General features: G+C 71.5%; 19 protein-coding genes. 9 read left to right on the forward strand and 10 right to left on the reverse strand.

Annotation, left to right across the window (positions count from 1 at the left end):
• Positions 1 to 69 precede the first annotated feature (69 nt).
• From ACH4ZA_RS21710 to ACH4ZA_RS21720, 3 genes are read left to right on the forward strand one after another with little or no spacing between them, the layout of a single operon-like run.
• A complete protein-coding gene (locus ACH4ZA_RS21710; protein WP_398431010.1) occupies positions 70 to 1,038 on the forward strand; it encodes an AraC family transcriptional regulator in 969 nt (322 codons plus the stop codon).
• Entirely contained in the window at positions 939 to 1,682 is a 744-nt protein-coding gene (locus tag ACH4ZA_RS21715; RefSeq protein ID WP_398431013.1) for an AzlC family ABC transporter permease, read from the forward strand. The genes ACH4ZA_RS21710 and ACH4ZA_RS21715 overlap by 100 nt, the downstream gene beginning before the upstream one ends.
• Positions 1,679 to 1,987, forward strand: coding sequence for an AzlD domain-containing protein (locus tag ACH4ZA_RS21720; protein WP_319277720.1), 309 nt, complete (start codon positions 1,679 to 1,681; stop codon positions 1,985 to 1,987). The genes ACH4ZA_RS21715 and ACH4ZA_RS21720 overlap by 4 nt, the downstream gene beginning before the upstream one ends.
• Before the next feature lie 164 nt (positions 1,988 to 2,151).
• Here ACH4ZA_RS21720 and ACH4ZA_RS21725 read toward each other — a convergent pair whose 3' ends face one another.
• Entirely contained in the window at positions 2,152 to 3,096 is a 945-nt protein-coding gene (locus tag ACH4ZA_RS21725) for a hypothetical protein (protein ID WP_319277718.1), read from the reverse strand.
• Positions 3,097 to 3,175: 79 nt separating this feature from the next.
• Between ACH4ZA_RS21725 and ACH4ZA_RS21730 the strand changes: the two genes are divergently transcribed.
• Together ACH4ZA_RS21730 and ACH4ZA_RS21735 are read left to right on the forward strand one after the other, a co-directional pair.
• On the forward strand, positions 3,176 to 3,370 hold the full coding sequence (locus tag ACH4ZA_RS21730) for a DUF3046 domain-containing protein (RefSeq protein ID WP_319277716.1): 195 nt from the start codon (positions 3,176 to 3,178) through the stop codon (positions 3,368 to 3,370).
• Between the two features lie 76 nt (positions 3,371 to 3,446).
• Positions 3,447 to 4,706, forward strand: coding sequence for an AI-2E family transporter (locus tag ACH4ZA_RS21735; protein WP_319277715.1), 1,260 nt, complete (start codon positions 3,447 to 3,449; stop codon positions 4,704 to 4,706).
• 100 nt (positions 4,707 to 4,806) lie between these two features.
• On the opposite strand, the gene ACH4ZA_RS21740 is transcribed toward ACH4ZA_RS21735, so the two are convergent.
• Complete coding sequence (locus ACH4ZA_RS21740) at positions 4,807 to 5,547, reverse strand: hypothetical protein (RefSeq protein ID WP_398431143.1); 741 nt, start codon at positions 5,545 to 5,547, stop codon at positions 4,807 to 4,809.
• Positions 5,548 to 6,152: 605 nt separating this feature from the next.
• Between ACH4ZA_RS21740 and recA the strand changes: the two genes are divergently transcribed.
• The gene (recA, locus tag ACH4ZA_RS21745; protein ID WP_319277713.1) at positions 6,153 to 7,280 is read left to right on the forward strand and encodes a recombinase RecA; all 1,128 of its coding nucleotides are present in this window, start codon (positions 6,153 to 6,155) and stop codon (positions 7,278 to 7,280) included.
• A 3-nt stretch (positions 7,281 to 7,283) separates the two neighbouring features.
• Positions 7,284 to 8,030, forward strand: coding sequence for a recombination regulator RecX (gene recX, locus ACH4ZA_RS21750; RefSeq protein WP_319277712.1), 747 nt, complete (start codon positions 7,284 to 7,286; stop codon positions 8,028 to 8,030).
• A gap of 211 nt (positions 8,031 to 8,241) precedes the next feature.
• Here recX and ACH4ZA_RS21755 read toward each other — a convergent pair whose 3' ends face one another.
• From ACH4ZA_RS21755 to ACH4ZA_RS21790, 8 genes are all read right to left on the reverse strand, one after another.
• Positions 8,242 to 8,670 carry a rhodanese-like domain-containing protein gene (locus tag ACH4ZA_RS21755; RefSeq protein WP_398431145.1) on the reverse strand — a complete coding sequence of 143 codons (429 nt, stop codon included), beginning with the start codon at positions 8,668 to 8,670 and terminating at the stop codon, positions 8,242 to 8,244.
• An 8-nt stretch (positions 8,671 to 8,678) separates the two neighbouring features.
• Complete coding sequence (locus tag ACH4ZA_RS21760) at positions 8,679 to 9,275, reverse strand: cysteine dioxygenase (protein WP_398431018.1); 597 nt, start codon at positions 9,273 to 9,275, stop codon at positions 8,679 to 8,681.
• A 93-nt stretch (positions 9,276 to 9,368) separates the two neighbouring features.
• Positions 9,369 to 9,587, reverse strand: coding sequence for a putative leader peptide (locus ACH4ZA_RS21765; RefSeq protein ID WP_398431020.1), 219 nt, complete (start codon positions 9,585 to 9,587; stop codon positions 9,369 to 9,371).
• A 129-nt stretch (positions 9,588 to 9,716) separates the two neighbouring features.
• A complete protein-coding gene (locus ACH4ZA_RS21770; protein WP_398431146.1) occupies positions 9,717 to 11,342 on the reverse strand; it encodes an FAD-dependent monooxygenase in 1,626 nt (541 codons plus the stop codon).
• A 177-nt stretch (positions 11,343 to 11,519) separates the two neighbouring features.
• Complete coding sequence (locus ACH4ZA_RS21775; RefSeq protein ID WP_319277708.1) at positions 11,520 to 12,428, reverse strand: amino acid ABC transporter permease; 909 nt, start codon at positions 12,426 to 12,428, stop codon at positions 11,520 to 11,522.
• Positions 12,425 to 13,090 carry an amino acid ABC transporter permease gene (locus ACH4ZA_RS21780; protein WP_319277707.1) on the reverse strand — a complete coding sequence of 222 codons (666 nt, stop codon included), beginning with the start codon at positions 13,088 to 13,090 and terminating at the stop codon, positions 12,425 to 12,427. Before ACH4ZA_RS21780 ends, ACH4ZA_RS21775 begins: the two co-directional genes overlap by 4 nt.
• A 111-nt stretch (positions 13,091 to 13,201) precedes the next feature.
• Positions 13,202 to 14,068 carry a glutamate ABC transporter substrate-binding protein gene (locus ACH4ZA_RS21785; RefSeq protein ID WP_398431022.1) on the reverse strand — a complete coding sequence of 289 codons (867 nt, stop codon included), beginning with the start codon at positions 14,066 to 14,068 and terminating at the stop codon, positions 13,202 to 13,204.
• 76 nt (positions 14,069 to 14,144) lie between these two features.
• Positions 14,145 to 14,921, reverse strand: coding sequence for an amino acid ABC transporter ATP-binding protein (locus ACH4ZA_RS21790; protein WP_319277703.1), 777 nt, complete (start codon positions 14,919 to 14,921; stop codon positions 14,145 to 14,147).
• A gap of 315 nt (positions 14,922 to 15,236) precedes the next feature.
• Between ACH4ZA_RS21790 and ACH4ZA_RS21795 the strand changes: the two genes are divergently transcribed.
• Positions 15,237 to 15,923, forward strand: a complete 687-nt coding sequence (locus ACH4ZA_RS21795; RefSeq protein ID WP_398431024.1) for a response regulator transcription factor — start codon at positions 15,237 to 15,239, stop codon at positions 15,921 to 15,923.
• A gap of 13 nt (positions 15,924 to 15,936) precedes the next feature.
• Positions 15,937 to 17,346 carry a sensor histidine kinase gene (locus ACH4ZA_RS21800; RefSeq protein ID WP_398431026.1) on the forward strand — a complete coding sequence of 470 codons (1,410 nt, stop codon included), beginning with the start codon at positions 15,937 to 15,939 and terminating at the stop codon, positions 17,344 to 17,346.
• Position 17,347: the final 1 nt, after the last annotated feature.

Here is a 17,347-nt window from a genome sequence, read left to right on the forward strand (position 1 = left end):
CGGGAGCGGCCGCCGACCCCGCTCCCCGGCCCGTCGGCGTCCGGGAGGCGCGTCGCGGACAATGGTCGGGTGGCGAGTTCGGGTTCCGGAGAGCGGGCGCGGCACTGGCAGTACCCGCAGCTGCCCGGTGTCGACCTCCTGCGGGCCCGGTATGTCCGCAAGACGTTCGTGCGGCACACCCACGAGCACTTCGTGATCGCCGCCATCGCCGACGGCGTGGAGATCTTCCAGCACAGCGGCTCCGACCAGCACGCGGGAGCCGGGACCCTCGCCCTGGTCAACCCCGACACCCCGCACACCGGACGGGCCGGGGTGCCGGAGGGGTGGCGGTACGGCGCGGTCTATCCGTCACCCGGCCTGGTGGCCGAGATCGCGGCCGAGACGACGAGCCTGCGCGGCGCCCCGGGCTTCGTCAGTCCCGTGCTCGACGACCCGTACGCCGTCCGGCTCGTCCACCAGGTGCTGCGTGCCGCCGAGGAGGGCAACGCGCTGGCCGCCGACACGCTGCTGCGGGTGGCCGTCACACGACTGCTGCGGCTCAACGGCGGGCCGCTGCCGCAACGGGAGACGCGGTCCGCCGGGGCACGGATCGCCGCACGCGCGCGAGGGGTGCTGGAGGAACGGCTGGCCGACCCGCCGACGCTGGAGCGGCTGGCCGCGGACCTGGGAACCAGCCCGTTCGCCCTTCTGCGGGCCTTCAGGGACGCGTACGGACTCCCGCCCCACGCCTGGCTCACCGACGCCCGCGTGCGTCGGGCGCGACGGCTGCTGGACGCGGGGACGACGCCGGCCGAGGCGGCCGTCACGGTGGGATTCACCGACCAGCCCCACCTCAACCGCCACTTCGCGCGCATCGTGGGAGTCCCCCCTGGGGCGTACCAGCGCGAGCGCAAGAACGTACAAGACCCGACGGTGCCGCTGCTCGTACCGTCCTGGTCGTGGCAGACCAGACAGCTTTCACGGACATACGGGCCGACGACGGGGGAAAGCCCGACGCCGCCGTCGTACGGGACTCCCTCGGGGTCGGCATCGCCGTAGGACTCTCCGGGTTCGCCTTCGGGGTGACCTCGGCGGGCAGCGGGCTCTCGGTGTGGCAGACCTGCGCGCTCAGCCTCCTGGTGTTCACCGGCGCGTCGCAGTTCGCGCTGGTCGGGGCGCTGGCGGCGGGCGGCAACCCGCTGACCGCGGCCGCCGGCGCCTTCTTCCTGGGGGTGCGCAACGCGTTCTACGGCCTGCGCCTGTCGCAGTTGCTGGCTCTCCCGCGCGCGGTGCGCCCGTTCGCCGCCCACTGGGTGATCGACGAGACGACCGCGGTCTCGCTGGCGCAGCCGGGGCGACGCGCGGCGCGCCTGGGATTCGCGGTCACGGGGCTGACCCTGTACGTCCTGTGGAACCTCACCACGCTGTTGGGCGCCCTGGGCGCCGAGGCCGTCGGCGACACCGACGCGTGGGGTCTGGACGCGGCCGGCCCGGCCGTCTTCCTGGCGCTGCTCGCGCCCATGCTGAGGACCGCGGCCGAGCGGACCGTCGCCGTGGTCGCGGTGCTCCTCGGCCTGGGACTGCTGCCCGTCCTGCCCGCCGGAGTGCCCGTTCTGGCGGCCGCGCTCGCCGTGCCGGTCGTCCTGTACATCGAGGGCCGGCACACAGCCGGTCGCCGCGACACGGAGGAGGAGAGGCGTTGAACACCTGGATCGCGATCGCCGCGACGGCACTCGGCTGCTACGCCGTCAAACTCGCCGGACTGCTCGTCCCCGCGGGCGCGCTCGAACGACCGCTGGTCAGGCGTTCCGCCGCACTGCTCCCCGTGGCGCTGCTGGCTGCCCTCACGGCCCAGCAGACCTTCGCGGACGGCCATGCGCTCGTGCTGGACGCCCGGGCCGCGGGACTGGCCGCGGCGGCCGTCGCCGTCGTGCTGCGGGCCCCCTTCCTGGTCGTCGTCGCGGCAGCCGTGGCGGTCACGGCGGGGGTGCGTGCCCTGGGCGGCTGAGGGGGCGGGGGCCGTGCACGGCCTGAACGGCGTACGCGGTGGAGGAAGCCGGGAACGGGCCCGCACGTGCCGCGCGGCGGGCGTGCGGGAGGAGCGGCGACGGTGAGGACCGGCGCAGGCGAGGTCCCGGTCGCGCGGAGGCCGCCGACCGAGGCCGTCTCCGGTCAGCCGATGGCGCGGCCGTAGGCCCGCAGGGTGCGCAGCGCCTCGATCGTCACCATGGGGCGCGCCTCCAGCGCGGTGCCGGGCGCCCAACGACGCCAGCGGACGGGCCAGCCGCCGTCCTCCTCCTGCGCGCCGCCCAGGTGGTCCAAGGAGCGCTCCATCTCGTCGTCGGTGAACCACGCGCGCGCGAGGGAGCCCGGCGTCCGGGCGAAGTCGTACGGGAAGTGATGCTCGCCGGGGCCGTAGCCGGCCGCGACCGGGTAGGCGTCGAGACGGTCCGGCTCCAGTACGACGATCCGTTGGTCCCGCACCAGGCGGCCCAGACGGTCGGCGGCCGACTGCGCGCGCGAGCGGTCGGGAACGGCGTCAAGGAAGGCCACCGCGGCCTGGATCTCGTACGGATGCGACCGCTCCAGGGAGTCCACCGCCTGCCAGCAGAAGTCCGTGGCCCGGAACAGCCAGGCGTGCCACACGTCGTTGCGGTGCAGCAGCCCCACCACCGGCCCGGTGGCCAGCAGGTCGCTGGGCGGGTCGTCCACGATCGGGATGAACGGAGCCGCCGGGTAGCCGCGCTGGCTGGGGAGGATCGCCGGCAGCGCGCCGTCACCGGTGGACACGGACGTCAGGTAGTCGCACGTCCGCTCCACCCGCCTGCCGCCGAGACGCCCGACGGAGTCCAGCACCCGCAGGGCGTGCGCGGTGTGCAGGGGCTGGCTGACGGGGCCCCGCAGATCGGGTTCCAGCGCGTGGCCGTATCCGCCGTCCTCGTTGCGGTAGGCGTCGAGGGCGGTCTCGACGGGGTCGGCGGCGCCGTGCAGGAAGGCGTGAGCGAAGACGCGCTGCTCCAGCACGCGCGCGGTGAGCCAGACGAAGTGCTCGGCGCGGAAGAGCGGGGAGTGCGCCGGGGGCGTCGGGGGGAGTGGGGATGCTCCGGTTTCGGCCATGCGTCAGACCGTAGGGCGGAAAGCGGTCTCGACAGGCGCTCACGCAAAGGGACGCCCCCGAGGGCGGGATACTGGTGTCATGCGGTTGACGGTCTTCTGGCAGCGGATGGACGAGCACTTCGGCACGGGGTACGCCGAGACCTTCGCGCGCGATCACGTGATGACGGAACTCGGCGGACGCACCGTGCACGAGGCGCTGGCGGAGGGCTGGGCGGCCAAGGACGTGTGGCGCGTGGTCTGCGCGGTGATGAGCGTTCCTCGGGAGATGCACTGATCGCGAGATGCGCTGATACGTCGAGAAGACCGCAGGCTGCGGTCCGATTGTCGGTGGCGTAGGCGAGACTTGGTCCGTGGCACCCACTGACGAGCCCGGGCAGACGGCCCGGAACGCACCCCCGCACGACACGACGCCGCCCGCCGGACCTCCTCCGGCCGACGGCGGCGCCGCGCGGGGCGCGCGCATGCCGCGCTGGCTGCCGCGCGCCATGGTGCTCGCGCTCGCCCTCGTCGCGGCGTTCCAACTCGGCACGTGGGCGTTCCACCAGCTCATCGGCCTGCTGCTCAACGTGCTCATCGCGTTCTTCCTCGCCCTCGCCGTGGAGCCCGCCGTCAGCCGGATGGCCGCCCGCGGGATGCGCAGGGGGTTCGCCACCTTTCTGGTCTTCTTCGGCCTGCTGATCGTGGTCGCCGGGTTCTTCACCCTGCTCGGCTCGATGCTCGCCGGACAGATCATCAAGATGATCGAGGGCTTCCCGGAGTACCTGGACTCCGTGATCCACTGGATCAACACCACGTTCCACACCGAACTCAGGCGCGTGGACATCCAGGAGGGGCTGCTCCACTCCGACTGGCTGCGCAAGTACGCGCAGAACAGCGCGGCCGGCGTCCTGGACGTCTCCACGCAGGTCCTCGGCGGTCTGTTCCAGTTGCTGACGATCGCCCTGTTCTCGTTCTACTTCGCCGCCGACGGACCGCGTCTGCGCCGGGCCCTGTGCTCCGTCCTGCCGCCCGCCAAGCAGGCCGAGGTGCTGCGCGCCTGGGAGATCGCCGTCGACAAGACCGGCGGTTACCTCTACTCCCGCGGGCTGATGGCGCTGATCTCCGGTGTGGCGCACTATGTGCTGCTGCAGGCCCTCGGCATCCCGTACGCCCCCGTGCTCGCCGTCTGGGTGGGCGTGGTCTCGCAGTTCATCCCCACCATCGGCACCTATCTGGCGGGCGCCCTGCCGATGTTGATCGCCTTCACGGTCTCGCCGCTGTACGCGCTGTGGGTGCTGATCTTCGTCGTGGTGTACCAGCAGTTCGAGAACTACATGCTGCAGCCCAAGCTGACCTCGAAGACCGTCGACATCCACCCTGCCGTCGCCTTCGGCTCCGTCATCGCGGGCACCGCACTCCTGGGCGCGATAGGCGCGCTGATCTCCATCCCGGCGGTGGCCACGCTGCAGGCGTTCCTGGGCGCGTACGTGAAGCGGTACGACGTCACCGACGATCCCCGCGTGCACGGCCACCGGGGGCGCGGCGAGGGGCCCGGGCCGCTCGCGCGCGTGCAGCAGCTGTGGAACCGTTCGCACCGCGGCAGGGGCGGCTCGCGGGACGGGTCCGGCTGACGAGGCGGCGCCGGGGGCGCCGGGGCAGCAGGGTTCGGCGGGCAGCCGCGTCGGCAGCCGCAGGGCTTCGGCGACCGCAGTGCCTCGGCAGCGGAGCGCCTCAGTAGGCGAGGACGGCCCACACCGCGGCCGCGACGACGGCAGCCGCGTAACAGGCCACCGCCGCCGCGGTGATCCGCCACCGCGCTTTCTCGCTCCAGGACGTGCGGGACGACATCAGCCAGGCCAACGCGGGAAGCACCAGGACGGCGTGCAGGCTGACCCCGTGCAGCGGCTTGAGCGGGGCGATGGAGTGATAGGCCGCCTCCTGGTGGCCGGTGCGGGTGAGCACGACTCCGCGCGCGATCATCACCGCCCCCGAGGCGAGCGCGACCAGCAGGATCGCGAAGCCGGAACGCACCGCGAGAGCCATCCCGGCCGGCCCTGTCGGCCGGCGCCGGAAGGACGCCACGGCGAACACGGTGAGCAGCGCGACGAGAACGCCGCCGCCGACCGCGAGCGTCATGGACACGGCCGTGTCGAAGGGCGTCTCCATGTCCAGGTGCGACGGCACCTTCCGCCAGGCCTGGAGGGTGATCCCCCCGACCTCGACGACGCAGTCGGCGGCGAACGCCCCGAGCAGCGCGGTGCGCACCCGTGAGCTCATCCGCAGGAACGACGTCACCCTGACGACGGCCCAGAGCGTCACACCGAAGGAAAGTCCGAAGGTCACCGGTTTGCGCCAGGAGACGGGGCCGTTCCATGGGCCGCCGTCGACGGCGAACACCGCCAGGTGCACGAGACCGGAGGCCACGAGGGCCAGCGCGGTCACCCCGTAGACGACCCCGGCCGTGGCTCCCACCCCGGCTCCGACCTCGCCGCCGGTTCCGGTCCAGGTCCCGGCTCCCTCCCTGGTCCCCGGCTCGGTCCCGCCGTCGGTTCCGGCGTCGGTCCCGTCCCTGGTTCCGGCGTCGGTCCCGCCCGCGGTGCCCTCGCGACGCTGGGTGGTCGTCTGCTGCTCGTCCATGTGCCGAGCGTCCCGGCTGTGCCGGTACGCCGTCGTCGTCCCGCCGAAGGCACCCGTGGTACGCCCGGGGGAGTAGCAGGCGGCGAAGCCGGTGGGAAGGGCGGGCCGCAGCGCGGGGGCCGACAGCCGGCAGGAGCGAGGGGCCAGACGGTCGGGCTGTGGCGCGGAGTGCCGGCAACAGGTCGCGCCGGGCCGGGCTCGCGGCTTCTCGGGCTTGTGGTGGCAGCCTCGGGAGTGCCGCGTGGTGCGCTTGACACGAAAATCGAACATCCATTCTTATGGAGGCTCCGGCGGCTCTCGCGGCGGGTCATATGTCCCGTTCAGGGCCGATAAGCGCCTGAGTTATCCACAGGCCGGACCGGCGTCGAGGCGCATTGTCAGTGGCAGGCGTTAGCGTCTTTGACGTGAAGCGATCGACTCAAGCAAACCGGGTGGAACCCATGGCAGGAACCGACCGCGAGAAGGCGTTGGACGCCGCACTCGCACAGATTGAACGGCAGTTCGGCAAGGGCGCGGTGATGCGCCTGGGCGAGCGCCCGAACGAGCCCATCGAGGTCATCCCGACCGGGTCGACCGCACTCGACGTCGCCCTCGGCGTCGGCGGGCTGCCGCGTGGCCGCGTGGTGGAGGTGTACGGGCCGGAGTCCTCCGGTAAGACGACGCTGACGCTGCACGCGGTGGCGAACGCGCAGAAGGCCGGCGGCCAGGTCGCGTTCGTGGACGCGGAGCACGCCCTCGACCCCGAGTACGCGAAGAAGCTCGGCGTCGACATCGACAACCTGATCCTCTCCCAGCCGGACAACGGCGAGCAGGCTCTGGAGATCGTGGACATGCTGGTCCGCTCCGGCGCCCTCGACCTGATCGTCATCGACTCCGTCGCCGCGCTCGTCCCGCGCGCGGAGATCGAGGGCGAGATGGGCGACAGCCACGTCGGTCTGCAGGCCCGTCTGATGAGCCAGGCGCTGCGCAAGATCACCAGCGCGCTCAACCAGTCCAAGACCACCGCCATCTTCATCAACCAGCTCCGCGAGAAGATCGGCGTCATGTTCGGCTCCCCGGAGACCACCACCGGTGGCCGGGCGCTGAAGTTCTACGCCTCGGTGCGACTCGACATCCGCCGCATCGAGACGCTGAAGGACGGCACGGACGCGGTGGGCAACCGCACCCGCGTCAAGGTCGTCAAGAACAAGGTCGCGCCACCCTTCAAGCAGGCCGAGTTCGACATCCTCTACGGGCAGGGCATCAGCCGCGAGGGCGGCCTGATCGACATGGGCGTGGAGCACGGCTTCGTCCGCAAGGCGGGCGCCTGGTACACGTACGAGGGCGACCAGCTGGGCCAGGGCAAGGAGAACGCACGCAACTTCCTCAAGGACAACCCCGATCTGGCGAACGAGATCGAGAGGAAGATCAAGGAGAAGCTGGGCGTGGGCGTGCGCCCGGACGAGTCCGCCGCCGAGGCCGGCACGGACACGGCGGCGACCGCGGGCGCGTCCGCGGACGACGCCAAGGCGGTCCCGGCTCCCGCAGCCAAGGCCGCCAAGCCCAAGGCCGCCGCTGCCAAGAGCTGATCCGTGACACGACGAACGGACTGGGCCGAGTACGTCCACCCCGACGCCCCTCGGGGGGCGGGCAACGGGGGCGACGGCGGCCTGTTCCAGGACGGCGACGACCGGCCGGGCAGCGGCCGGGCAGGGGGCGGCGGTGACGAGGGCAGTCCACGCGGCGGGCGTGGGCGCCGTCGACACCGCTCCGGGAAGCCGTCCACCGAGGACGGAGGTGCTTCTTCCTCGTCGAGGGCCGAGAAGGGGCAGCCTTCGGGGGACCCGGCTGAGCGGGCACGGGCGATCTGCCTGCGCCTGCTCACCGGGACCCCGCGCACGCGAAAGCAGCTCGCCGACGCCCTGCACAAGAGGGAGATCCCCGACGAGGTGGCGGAGGAGGTGCTCTCGCGGTTCGAGGAGGTCGGACTGATCAACGACGGCGCCTTCGCGGACGCCTGGGTGGAGTCCCGCCACCACGGCCGAGGACTGGCCCGGCGCGCGCTCGCTCAGGAGCTGCGGACCAAGGGCGTCGACCCGGAGCTGATCGAAGAGGCCGTGGGCCGGCTCGACTCCGAGCAGGAGGAGGACACGGCGCGCGAACTCGTCGCCCGCAAGCTGCGCGCGACCCGCGGTCTCGACCGCGACAGACGGCTGCGCCGCCTCGCAGGGATGCTCGCGCGCAAGGGCTACTCCGAGGGCCTGGCCCTGCGGGTGGTCCGGCAGGCGCTGGAGGAAGAGGGCGAGGACACGGAGTCGCTGGGGAACGAGGAGTTCTGAGCGCGACGGCCACCCGTGTGCGTGCGGCGGCAGTCGCGACGGCGGTCCGGCGGCCGGGGCTGACAGCCTGCCCCGTCCTTCGTCGGACGGGGGCGGCTGCTCGTCGGCCCTCGTACAGCACAGGAACGCCCAGCGGCCCGGTGGGCTGAGCCTCTTCCTCGTCGCGCCCCCGCCCACCGCTCGGAGCCGGCCCCAGCGCTCGCCGGTGTGACTACGGCGTCACGGGGAGGCCCGCGGCCTTCCACGCCTGGAAGCCGCCGACGAGATCGGTCGCCCGGTGCAGTCCCAGCCGGTGCAGGGAAGCGGCGGCCAGACTCGAGGCGTACCCCTCGTTGCAGATCACGATCGCCCGCACGTCATGGCTCGTGGCCTCGGGGAGACGATGACTGCCCTGGGGGTCGAGACGCCATTCCAGTTCGTTGCGCTCGACGACCAGTGCGCCGGGGATCAGCCCGTCCCGCTCCCGCAGCGCCGCGTACCGGATGTCGACGAGGAGCGCCTCGCCCACGCGGGCGGCATCGAACGCCTCCCGGGCCTCCACACGCGCGTACCCGGCACGCACACGCTCGAGCAACTCGTCGATGCCCGTCGGCTGTTCGTCGTGTCGCTCGTCGTCGTGCCGTTGCTCCTGGGCGGTGATCGCGTCGCTCACTGCCAGTCCTCCGGACTCTCGACCTGCTCCAGCCGCAGCACCTGCCCGGTACGGCTGTAGCGGCGGATGCGGGGCAGGGGCGGGTAGTAGGCGTGGACGGAGACGGCGTGCTCCTCGGCGGACTCGTTGAGGACCTCGTGGACGTGGTGACGGCCGAAGGACCGGCCTCGGCCGGCCGGCAAGGCGCGCGACCGGTCCACGCCGTCGGTCAGCTCCAGGGTCCGCCAGCCGTCGGTGGGCAGCCGGGCGGCGAGGGAGTACTCCTTGAGCGTGCCCCGAGCGGTCAGGAACGCGCCCACCGAGTCGGCGTGGTCGTGCCAGCCGGTGCCGCTGCCCGGCGGCCAGCCGATCAGCCAGGCCTCACTGCCGCCGGGTCCCTCCAGACGCACCCAGGTGCGGCCCTCCGGATCGAGGGGGAGCGAGGCGATCAGCGCCTCGTCCGCGGCCGTACGCCGGACGAAGTCGAGGAGGTCCGCCTGCGTGGGCGCGGCGACGGAGGCGGGCGAGGCGGGGGCGTCGGGGGTGTGAGGGGAGACGTACGCGGGGGATGAAGCGGAGCGGGCTGAAGAAGTGAGGGAAGGAGAGACAGACACGGAAACCATCCTGGGAACGTTCGCGGGAGCGCGGGCCGCACAGGGGGTGCGGGGGCGCATCGGCGGCGCGCGCCGTGGGGAAGGGGTGCGAGTTCAGCAGGACGGACGACACACGCAGCCCGCATAGCGGACGAGGTCCATATGGACCCTCCGCCACAGGCGCACATCGGTGTCGGTCACGATCCGGAGTACAGCATGCCGGTGCACCGCGGTCAACTCACCGTCACCCTGTGGACCGCACGGTGACGACAGTGCGGGCGGAGCCGCCCAGGCCGCGCCGCCGTCACGTCGCAACAGGGGCCCTGCGCTCACGTCACGATCGGGCCCCCGCCAGACTGCCCGGAAGCCCGGAAGCCCGGAAGCCCGGAAGCCCGGAAGCCCGGAAGCCCGGAAGCCCGGAAGCCCGGAAGCCCGGAAGCCCGGAAGCCCGGAAGCCCGGTGTCACGTCGCCGCGGAGCCTGCCGTCGCTCCCGCGGCGGACGTCTCCTCGGCCGTCCGCGCCGGGCCGCCCACGGCTGCCTCCGCCGCGGCGTACAGGTCGGCCGCGCGCACCCCGTTGAGCGCGGTGACGAGATGCCCGTCCGGACGGATCAGCAGGACCGTATGCGCGGCCGCGCCCGGATAGCTCTCGGCGACCAGCAGCTCGGCGGGGCACGGCAGGGCCGTCACAGCGGCGGCCAGCCGGGGCATGATGCCGGCGCCGACCCAGTGCCGGCGCTCCCAGACACCGGTGCCCGGTGCGATCAGCAGGACCAGCAGGGCGCCCCGGCCGAGCCGGTCCCGCAGCCGGACGAACGAGCCGTCCTCCGCGGTCACCCGGACGTCCTCGACGGGCGCCCCCGGGGGCGTGTCCACCGGTGCCTCGGCCTCCAGGTGCCGGGGCGCGAGCGGGGAGCCGGCGTACGTCCCCGGCGCGCCCAGCGGGCCGCGTCCCAGGTGACCGTCGGTGAGCAGCGCGTCGTGACCGCGGGCGGCGCCGGGGACGTACGCCCTGATGCCCCCGCCGCCGCGCAACAGCGGGAGTGCCTGGTCGGCGGCCCGCAGCCGGGCGGCGACGACCGCACGGCGCTCGGTCTGGTAGCTGTCGAGCAGGGCCTCGTGCGGGCCGTGGTGCCAGGCCAGGGCCAGCTTCCAGGCGAGGTTGTCGGCGTCCCGCAGGCCCTCGTCCAGGCCTTGGGCGCCGAGCGTGCCGAGCAGGTGGGCGGCGTCCCCCGCGAGGAAGACCCGGCCCACGCGCCAGCGGCGGGCCAGCCGGTGGTGCACGGTGTGCACACCGGTGTCGAGCAGCTCGTACGAGGGTGTGGAGCCGCCGCTCCAGCCCGCCAGGGTCTCGCGGACGTAGGCCACCAGCGCCTCGGGCGTGACCAGGTCCTTGCCGGGCGGCAGCAGCCAGTCGAGCCGCCAGACGCCGTCCGGCAGCGGACGGCCCGTGACCTCTGCGGCGGGGGGACCGGAGGTCCGCCACGGCGGGGTCCGGTGAAGCAACGCCTCGCCGTCCCACGGAAGTTCCGCGCGCAGTGCGGCCACGGCGTGTCGCTCCACCGCCGTACGGCCGGGGAAGCGGATGTCGAGGAGCTTGCGGACGGTGGAGCGGGGGCCGTCGCAGCCGATCAGGTAGCTGCCCCGCCACCAGGTGCCCTGTGGGCCGCGGGTGTGTGCGGTGACCCCGCCGGCCTCCTGTTCGACGGTGTCCAGACGGCTGTCCACCGCGATCTTCGCCAGCCGTTCGCCGGCGAGGGCCGCGCGCAGGAACCCGGTGAGCACGTGCTGGGCGATGTGCAGCGGCGCGGGCTCGGCGTCGTCGTCGAACGCGATCTCCTGCGTCACTTGCTTGCGCCGCATCGACCGCCATCCGGACCAGCGCACCCCGGCGTCGGCGAGGGACGCTCCGGTCAGTCGCTCCAGGAGGGCGGCGGTGTCCTCACGCAGCACGACGGTGCGCGCGAGCCGGTGCTCGTCCTTGCCGGGGCCCTCGTCGAGGACCACGGACGGCACCTGCTGACGCGCCAGCGCCAGGGCGAGCGTGAGCCCCACCGGCCCCGCTCCGACGATGATCACCGGGTCCACGGCGCGGCGCTCCCTGCCTTCGACGGTGTCCTCGCGGGCTTGAGTGAACAACAGGTTGGAGCAGGGTGCACGATCACAGAACGTATGCAACCCATTGTCGTTGTTTGCGTCAAGCGACGAAAGGCAGTGGCGCGCACGCCACTGCCTTTCCTGTCGGTCACGTCAGTTGAGCGTGCGTCAGATGGTGCCGCCCGCGCCGGTCCCGAAGGTACCGCCCACCGCAGCCGGATTGAGCTCCTCCATGTCCTCCGCGCCGAGCACCGCGCCCGTGCTGCGCTTGCTGCGCCGCAGGTAGCGCTCCAGCCAGCTCGCGAAGCTGGTCAGGATGAAGTTCAGCACGATGAACATGATGGCGACGACGATGAAGCTCGGGATCACGTTGGCGTAGTTGGCCGCGAGCGTGCCACGCGAGTTGAGCAGTTCGGGGAAGCTGAGCATCACGCCGCCCAGCGCGGTGTCCTTCACGATGACCACGAGCTGGCTGACGATGGCCGGCAGCATCGCGGTGACCGCCTGCGGAAGCAGGATGCTGCTCATCGTCTGGCCCTTGCGCAGGCCGATGGCGTACGCGGCCTCGGTCTGCCCCCTGGGCAGGGAGAGGATGCCGGCTCGGACGACCTCGGCCAGGACGGCGGCGTTGTAGAGCACCAGACCGGTGACGACGGCGTAGAGGGGGCGGTCCTCGCTGCTGACGTCCGTGTAGCGGGAGTAGAACTCGTTGGCGAACAGCATCAGCAGCAGTACCGGGATAGCCCGGAAGAACTCCACCACCGTGCCGGCCACGCCGCGTACCCAACGGTGGTCGGAAAGGCGGGCGATGCCGAAGACCGCGCCCAGCGGAAGGGCGATGACCATGGCGAGCGCCGCGGCCTTCAGCGTGTTGGCGAGGCCGGGAAGGAGGTACGTGGTCCAGGCCTCCGACGTGGTGAAGGGCTTCCACAACGCGGAGTCGAGCTGGCCCTTGTCGTCCATCTTCTGCCACATCCACCACAGGAGGAGGGCGAGCAGGACGGCGAACACCACCGAGAAGAGGAGGTTGCGCCGCTTGGCGCGGGGGCCGGGAGTGTCGTACAGGACCGAGCTCATCGCTTCACCGCCAGTCGCTTGCTGAGCCAGCCCAGGATGAGGCCGGTCGGCAGGGTCAGAACCACGAACCCGAACGCGAAGACCGCGCCGATGAGCAGCACCTGCGCCTCGTTCTCGATCATCGTCTTCATCAGGAGGGCGGCCTCGGCGACGCCGATGGCGGCCGCCACCGTGGTGTTCTTGGTCAGTGCGATCAGGACGTTGGCCAGCGGTCCGATGACCGAGCGGAAGGCCTGCGGAAGGACGACGAGCGTCAGGGTCTGACTGAAGCTCAGCCCGATGGCCCGGGCCGCCTCCGCCTGACCGATCGGCACGGTGTTGATGCCGGAGCGGATCGACTCGCAGACGAACGCCGCGGTGTAGCCGGCCAGGCTGAGTACGGCCAGCCGGAAGCCCTGGATGTCGAAGTCGTCGCTGCCCATGGTCATGCCGAAGATGTCGGCGAGCCCGAGCGAGCTGAAAAGGACGATGACCGTCAGGGGGATGTTCCGGACGATGTTGACGTAGACGGTGCCGAACCCGCGCATCAGCGGAACCGGGCTCACCCGCATCGCGGCCAGCAGGGTGCCCCAGACCAGAGCGCCCACGGCGGAGACGGCGGTGAGCTTCACCGTCATCCAGAACGCCCCTAGGACGTCGTAACCATCAAGAAAGTCGAACACGATCTCCCGCGCTTCCGGCTGGGTGGCGTATGGGAAGGGCGCGGTGTGCCGCCGCCGGGATCGCGACGGGCGGCGGCACACCGCGGGAACCCCGCTGTGGCTGAGGTGGAGTTACGAGGCGTTCGGGACGATGACGCCGATCTTCGGGGCCTGCTCGTTCTTGTAGTCCGCCGGGCCGAAGTTGGCGTCCACGGCCTTCTGCCACGAACCGTCGCTGACCATCTGCTCCAGCGCCTTGTTGATCTTGTCGACGGTCGCGGTGTCGCCCTTCTTGACGCCGATGCCGTAGTTCTCGTTGCTGAGCTTCAGGCCCGCGAGCTTGAACTTGCCCTTGTACTGGTCCTGGGACGCGAAGCCCGCGAGGATCGAGTCGTCGGTGGTGACCGCGTCCACGGCGCCGCTCTGCAGGCCGGCGATGCACTCGGAGTAGGAACTGACCTGCTTGAGCTTCGCGTCCGGGGCGATCGTCTTCTTGACGTTCTGCGCCGACGTCGACCCGGTCACGGAACACAGCTTCTTGCCGTTGAGGTCCGTGCCCTTGGAGATGTCCGAGTCCGACTTGATCAGCAGGTCCTGGTGGGCCAGCAGGTACGGGCCCGCGAAGTCGACCTTCTTCTTGCGCTCGTCGTTGATCGAGTAGGTGGCCGCGATGAACTTCACGTCACCGCGCGCGAGGGCGTTCTCGCGGTCGGCGCTCTTGGTCTCGACGAACTCGATCTGGTCCGGCTTGTAGCCGAGCTGCTTGGCGACGTACGTGGCGACGTCCACGTCGAAGCCGGCGAAGGACCCGTCGGGCTTCTTCAGGCCGAGGCCGGGCTGGTCGTACTTGATGCCGACCTTGATCTTGCCGCCGCCACCGCTGCCCGCGCTGGCGCTGCTGCTCGTGTCGTCGTCCTTGCTGTCGCCGCCGCACGCGGTGGCGGTCAGGGCGAGGACGAGGGCTGCGGCCGAGGCGGCGGTGACCTTGCGAAGCTTCATGGTGACTTCCTTTTGAGAAGAGTGGTGAAGTTACTGCGGGCGGTGCGGACGGTGCGGGGTCCGTCGGTGTGGCGGGTCAGTGGTGCAGGATCTTCGACAGGAAGTCCTTGGCCCGGTCGCTGCGCGGATTGCTGAAGAACTGGTCGGGCGCAGCCTCTTCGACGATGCGTCCGTCCGCCATGAACACCACGCGGTTTGCAGCCGATCGTGCGAAACCCATCTCATGGGTGACGACGATCATGGTCATGCCGTCCCGGGCCAGCTGCTGCATGACTTCGAGGACCTCGTTGATCATCTCGGGGTCGAGGGCCGACGTCGGCTCGTCGAAGAGCATGACCTTCGGGTCCATCGCCAGCGCCCGCGCGATGGCGACGCGCTGCTGCTGGCCGCCCGAGAGCTGCGCGGGGTACTTGTCGGCCTGGGTGCCCACGCCGACCCGGTCGAGCAGGGCGCGGGCCTTCTCCGCGGCCTGCGCCTTGTCGGCCTTGCGGACCTTGATCTGGCCGAGCATCACGTTCTCGAGCACCGTCTTGTGCGCGAACAGGTTGAACGACTGGAACACCATGCCGACGTCGGCGCGCAGCCGGGCCAGCGCCTTGCCCTCCTGGGGCAGCGGCTTTCCGTCGATCGTGATCTCGCCGTCGTCGATCGTCTCCAGGCGGTTGATCGTGCGGCACAGCGTCGACTTGCCCGACCCGGAGGGGCCGATGACCACGACGACCTCCCCGCGGGTGATCGTCAGGTCGATGTCCTGGAGAACGTGCAACGCGCCGAAGTGCTTGTTGACGCTCTTCAGGACGACCAGGTCACCGCTCGCGACCGCGTCCTCCTTGGTCACCGATACTTCGGTCATCGCTTCGGGGCTCCGTCCTCCTCGGTTTCGGAGGACAGTAGTGACCCGCGCCGACCAGCGTCATTACATCTGAGGGGAATCTGAGCATCACGATCCGATAGCAATCGGACACATGTCGTAGCACTTGCGACCTGCGCGCGTATCGGCCGAGTAACGGTAGCCGCGCGCAACCGGAACTCGCTTGACTGCGTCGTCGTCCATCGGCGTGACTGCCATGATGCACGCACGCGTGTGCCGCCGTTTTCCGGAGCGGGAGAACCGAACACCCGTTGCGGTGAGTCAGACCGTATGCCCGATGAACCGGAGGAGGCCGGGATGAGACTGCTTCTCGTCGAGGACGACAACCATGTCGCCGCCGCCCTGTCCGCGGTCCTCAAGCGGCACGGTTTCGACGTCACCCACGCGCGCAGCGGCGAGGAGGCGCTGCAGGCGCTCGTCCCGGAGGGGCCCGGCTTCGGCGTCGTCCTGCTCGACCTGGGTCTTCCGGACCAGGACGGCTACGAGGTGTGCGGCAAGATCCGCAAGCGCACCGCCACGCCGGTGATCATGGTCACCGCCCGCTCCGACGTGCGCTCCCGCATCCACGGCCTCAACCTGGGCGCCGACGACTACGTGGTGAAGCCGTACGACACCGGGGAACTGCTCGCCCGTATCCACGCCGTGAGCCGGCGCACCGTCCACGAGGACGCGGCCGCCGAGGGGGAGAGCGCGCTGCGTCTGGGCCCCGTGCAGATCGAGCTGCCCACCCGGCGCGTCACGGTGGACGGTACGGCCGTCCAGCTGACCCGCAAGGAGTTCGACCTGCTCGCGCTGCTCGCGCAGCGGCCCGGAGTGGTCTTCCGGCGGGAGCAGATCATCAGCGAGGTGTGGCGCACCAGCTGGGAGGGGACCGGGCGCACCCTGGAGGTGCACGTGGCCTCGCTGCGCGCCAAGCTGCGCATGCCCGCGCTGATCGAGACGGTGCGCGGAGTCGGCTACCGGCTCGTCGCCCCGGCCGCTTGAGCGGGGACCGCTGTTGCGTACGCGTCTTCTGCCGCTCCTCATCGTCCTGATGGCGGCCGTGCTGCTCGCCCTCGGGGTGCCGCTGGCCATCAGCGTGGCGGGCGCCGAGCAGCAGCGGGTGGTGGTCGACCGCATCGACGACACCGCGCGTTTCGCGGCGCTCGCCCAGTTCGTCACCGTCTCCTCGGGCGCGGACGACCCGACGTCGGCGTCCACGAACGAGCGACGCGAGACGCTCAGCCGGGAACTCGCCAGCTACTACGACGTCTACGGCATTCGCGCCGGGGTCTTCTACAGCACCGACACCCCCATGGCTCATGCCCCGCGCGACTGGTACCTGCCCGCATCGGGCGAGGTGCGGGACGCGTTCGAGGAGGCGTCGCTCAGCCGTCGCAGCCACGACCCCCGGCAGGTGTGGCCCTGGCAGCGCAACCGGCTCGTCGTGGCGTCACCGGTCATCCGGGACGGCGACGTCGTCGCGGTCGTCGTCACCGACTCGCCCACCGGGCCGATGCGGTCGCGGATCCTGCACGGCTGGCTGGTGATCGCCGCCGGAGAGGCCGCCGCGATGCTGCTGGCCATCGGCGCCGCCCTGCGGCTGACCGGCTGGGTGCTGCGGCCGGTGCGCATCCTGGACGCCACCACGCACGAGATCGCGAGCGGCCGTCTGAAGTCCCGGGTCGCGGTGGCCGGCGGGCCGCCGGAACTCAGGAGACTGGCCGGCGCGTTCAACGAGATGGCGGACAACGTCGAGGACGTGCTGGAGCAGCAGCGCGCCTTCGTCGCCGACGCCTCGCACCAGTTGCGCAACCCGCTCGCCGCCCTGCTGCTCCGCATCGAACTGCTGGGCTACGAGCTCCCCGAGGGCAACGAGGAGATCGCCTCCGTCCAGCACGAGGGCAGACGCCTCGCCCAGGTCCTGGACGACCTGCTGGACCTGGCCCTCGCCGAGCACGCCGAGGCCGACCTGCGGGTCACCGACATCGGCGCCCTGGCCGCCGAACGCGTCGCCGCCTGGGCGCCCACCGCCAAGGCCAAGGGGGTCCGGCTGGTGGGCGACTGCCCGCCCACCACGGCCTGGGCCGACCCGGTGACGCTGTCCAGCGCACTGGACGCGGTGATCGACAACGCGGTGAAGTTCACCCCCGAGGGCGAGAGCGTCGAGGTCACGGTCACCGTCGACGGCGGGACCTCCTCCGTCGTCGTGACCGACAACGGGCCGGGGCTGACCGACGAGGAGCTCACGCGCGTGGGCGACCGCTTCTGGCGCAGCGGCCGTCACCAGAACATCAAGGGCTCGGGGCTCGGCCTGTCCATCTCCCGCGCCCTGCTCGCAGCTGGCGGCGGCTCCCTGTCGTACGCCCGCCACGAGCCGAGCGGACTGACGGCGACCGTGTCGGTGCCGCGGTCGCCGACGTCGTAGC

It is taken from the genome of Streptomyces sp. NPDC020597, assembly GCF_044335095.1.
In the GTDB taxonomy this organism is placed as follows: Bacteria; Actinomycetota; Actinomycetes; order Streptomycetales; family Streptomycetaceae; genus Streptomyces.

Excerpts from the sequence above, each read along its gene's own strand:
- ACH4ZA_RS21725 (WP_319277718.1), bottom strand. The coding sequence starts at position 3,096 with ATGGCCGAAACCGGAGCATCCCCACTCCCCCCGACGCCCCCGGCGCAC.
- ACH4ZA_RS21730 (WP_319277716.1), top strand. The coding sequence starts at position 3,176 with ATGCGGTTGACGGTCTTCTGGCAGCGGATGGACGAGCACTTCGGCACG.
- recA (WP_319277713.1), top strand. The coding sequence starts at position 6,153 with ATGGCAGGAACCGACCGCGAGAAGGCGTTGGACGCCGCACTCGCACAG.
- ACH4ZA_RS21775 (WP_319277708.1), bottom strand. The coding sequence starts at position 12,428 with ATGAGCTCGGTCCTGTACGACACTCCCGGCCCCCGCGCCAAGCGGCGC.
- ACH4ZA_RS21785 (WP_398431022.1), bottom strand. The coding sequence starts at position 14,068 with ATGAAGCTTCGCAAGGTCACCGCCGCCTCGGCCGCAGCCCTCGTCCTC.
- ACH4ZA_RS21790 (WP_319277703.1), bottom strand. The coding sequence starts at position 14,921 with ATGACCGAAGTATCGGTGACCAAGGAGGACGCGGTCGCGAGCGGTGAC.
- ACH4ZA_RS21795 (WP_398431024.1), top strand. The coding sequence starts at position 15,237 with ATGAGACTGCTTCTCGTCGAGGACGACAACCATGTCGCCGCCGCCCTG.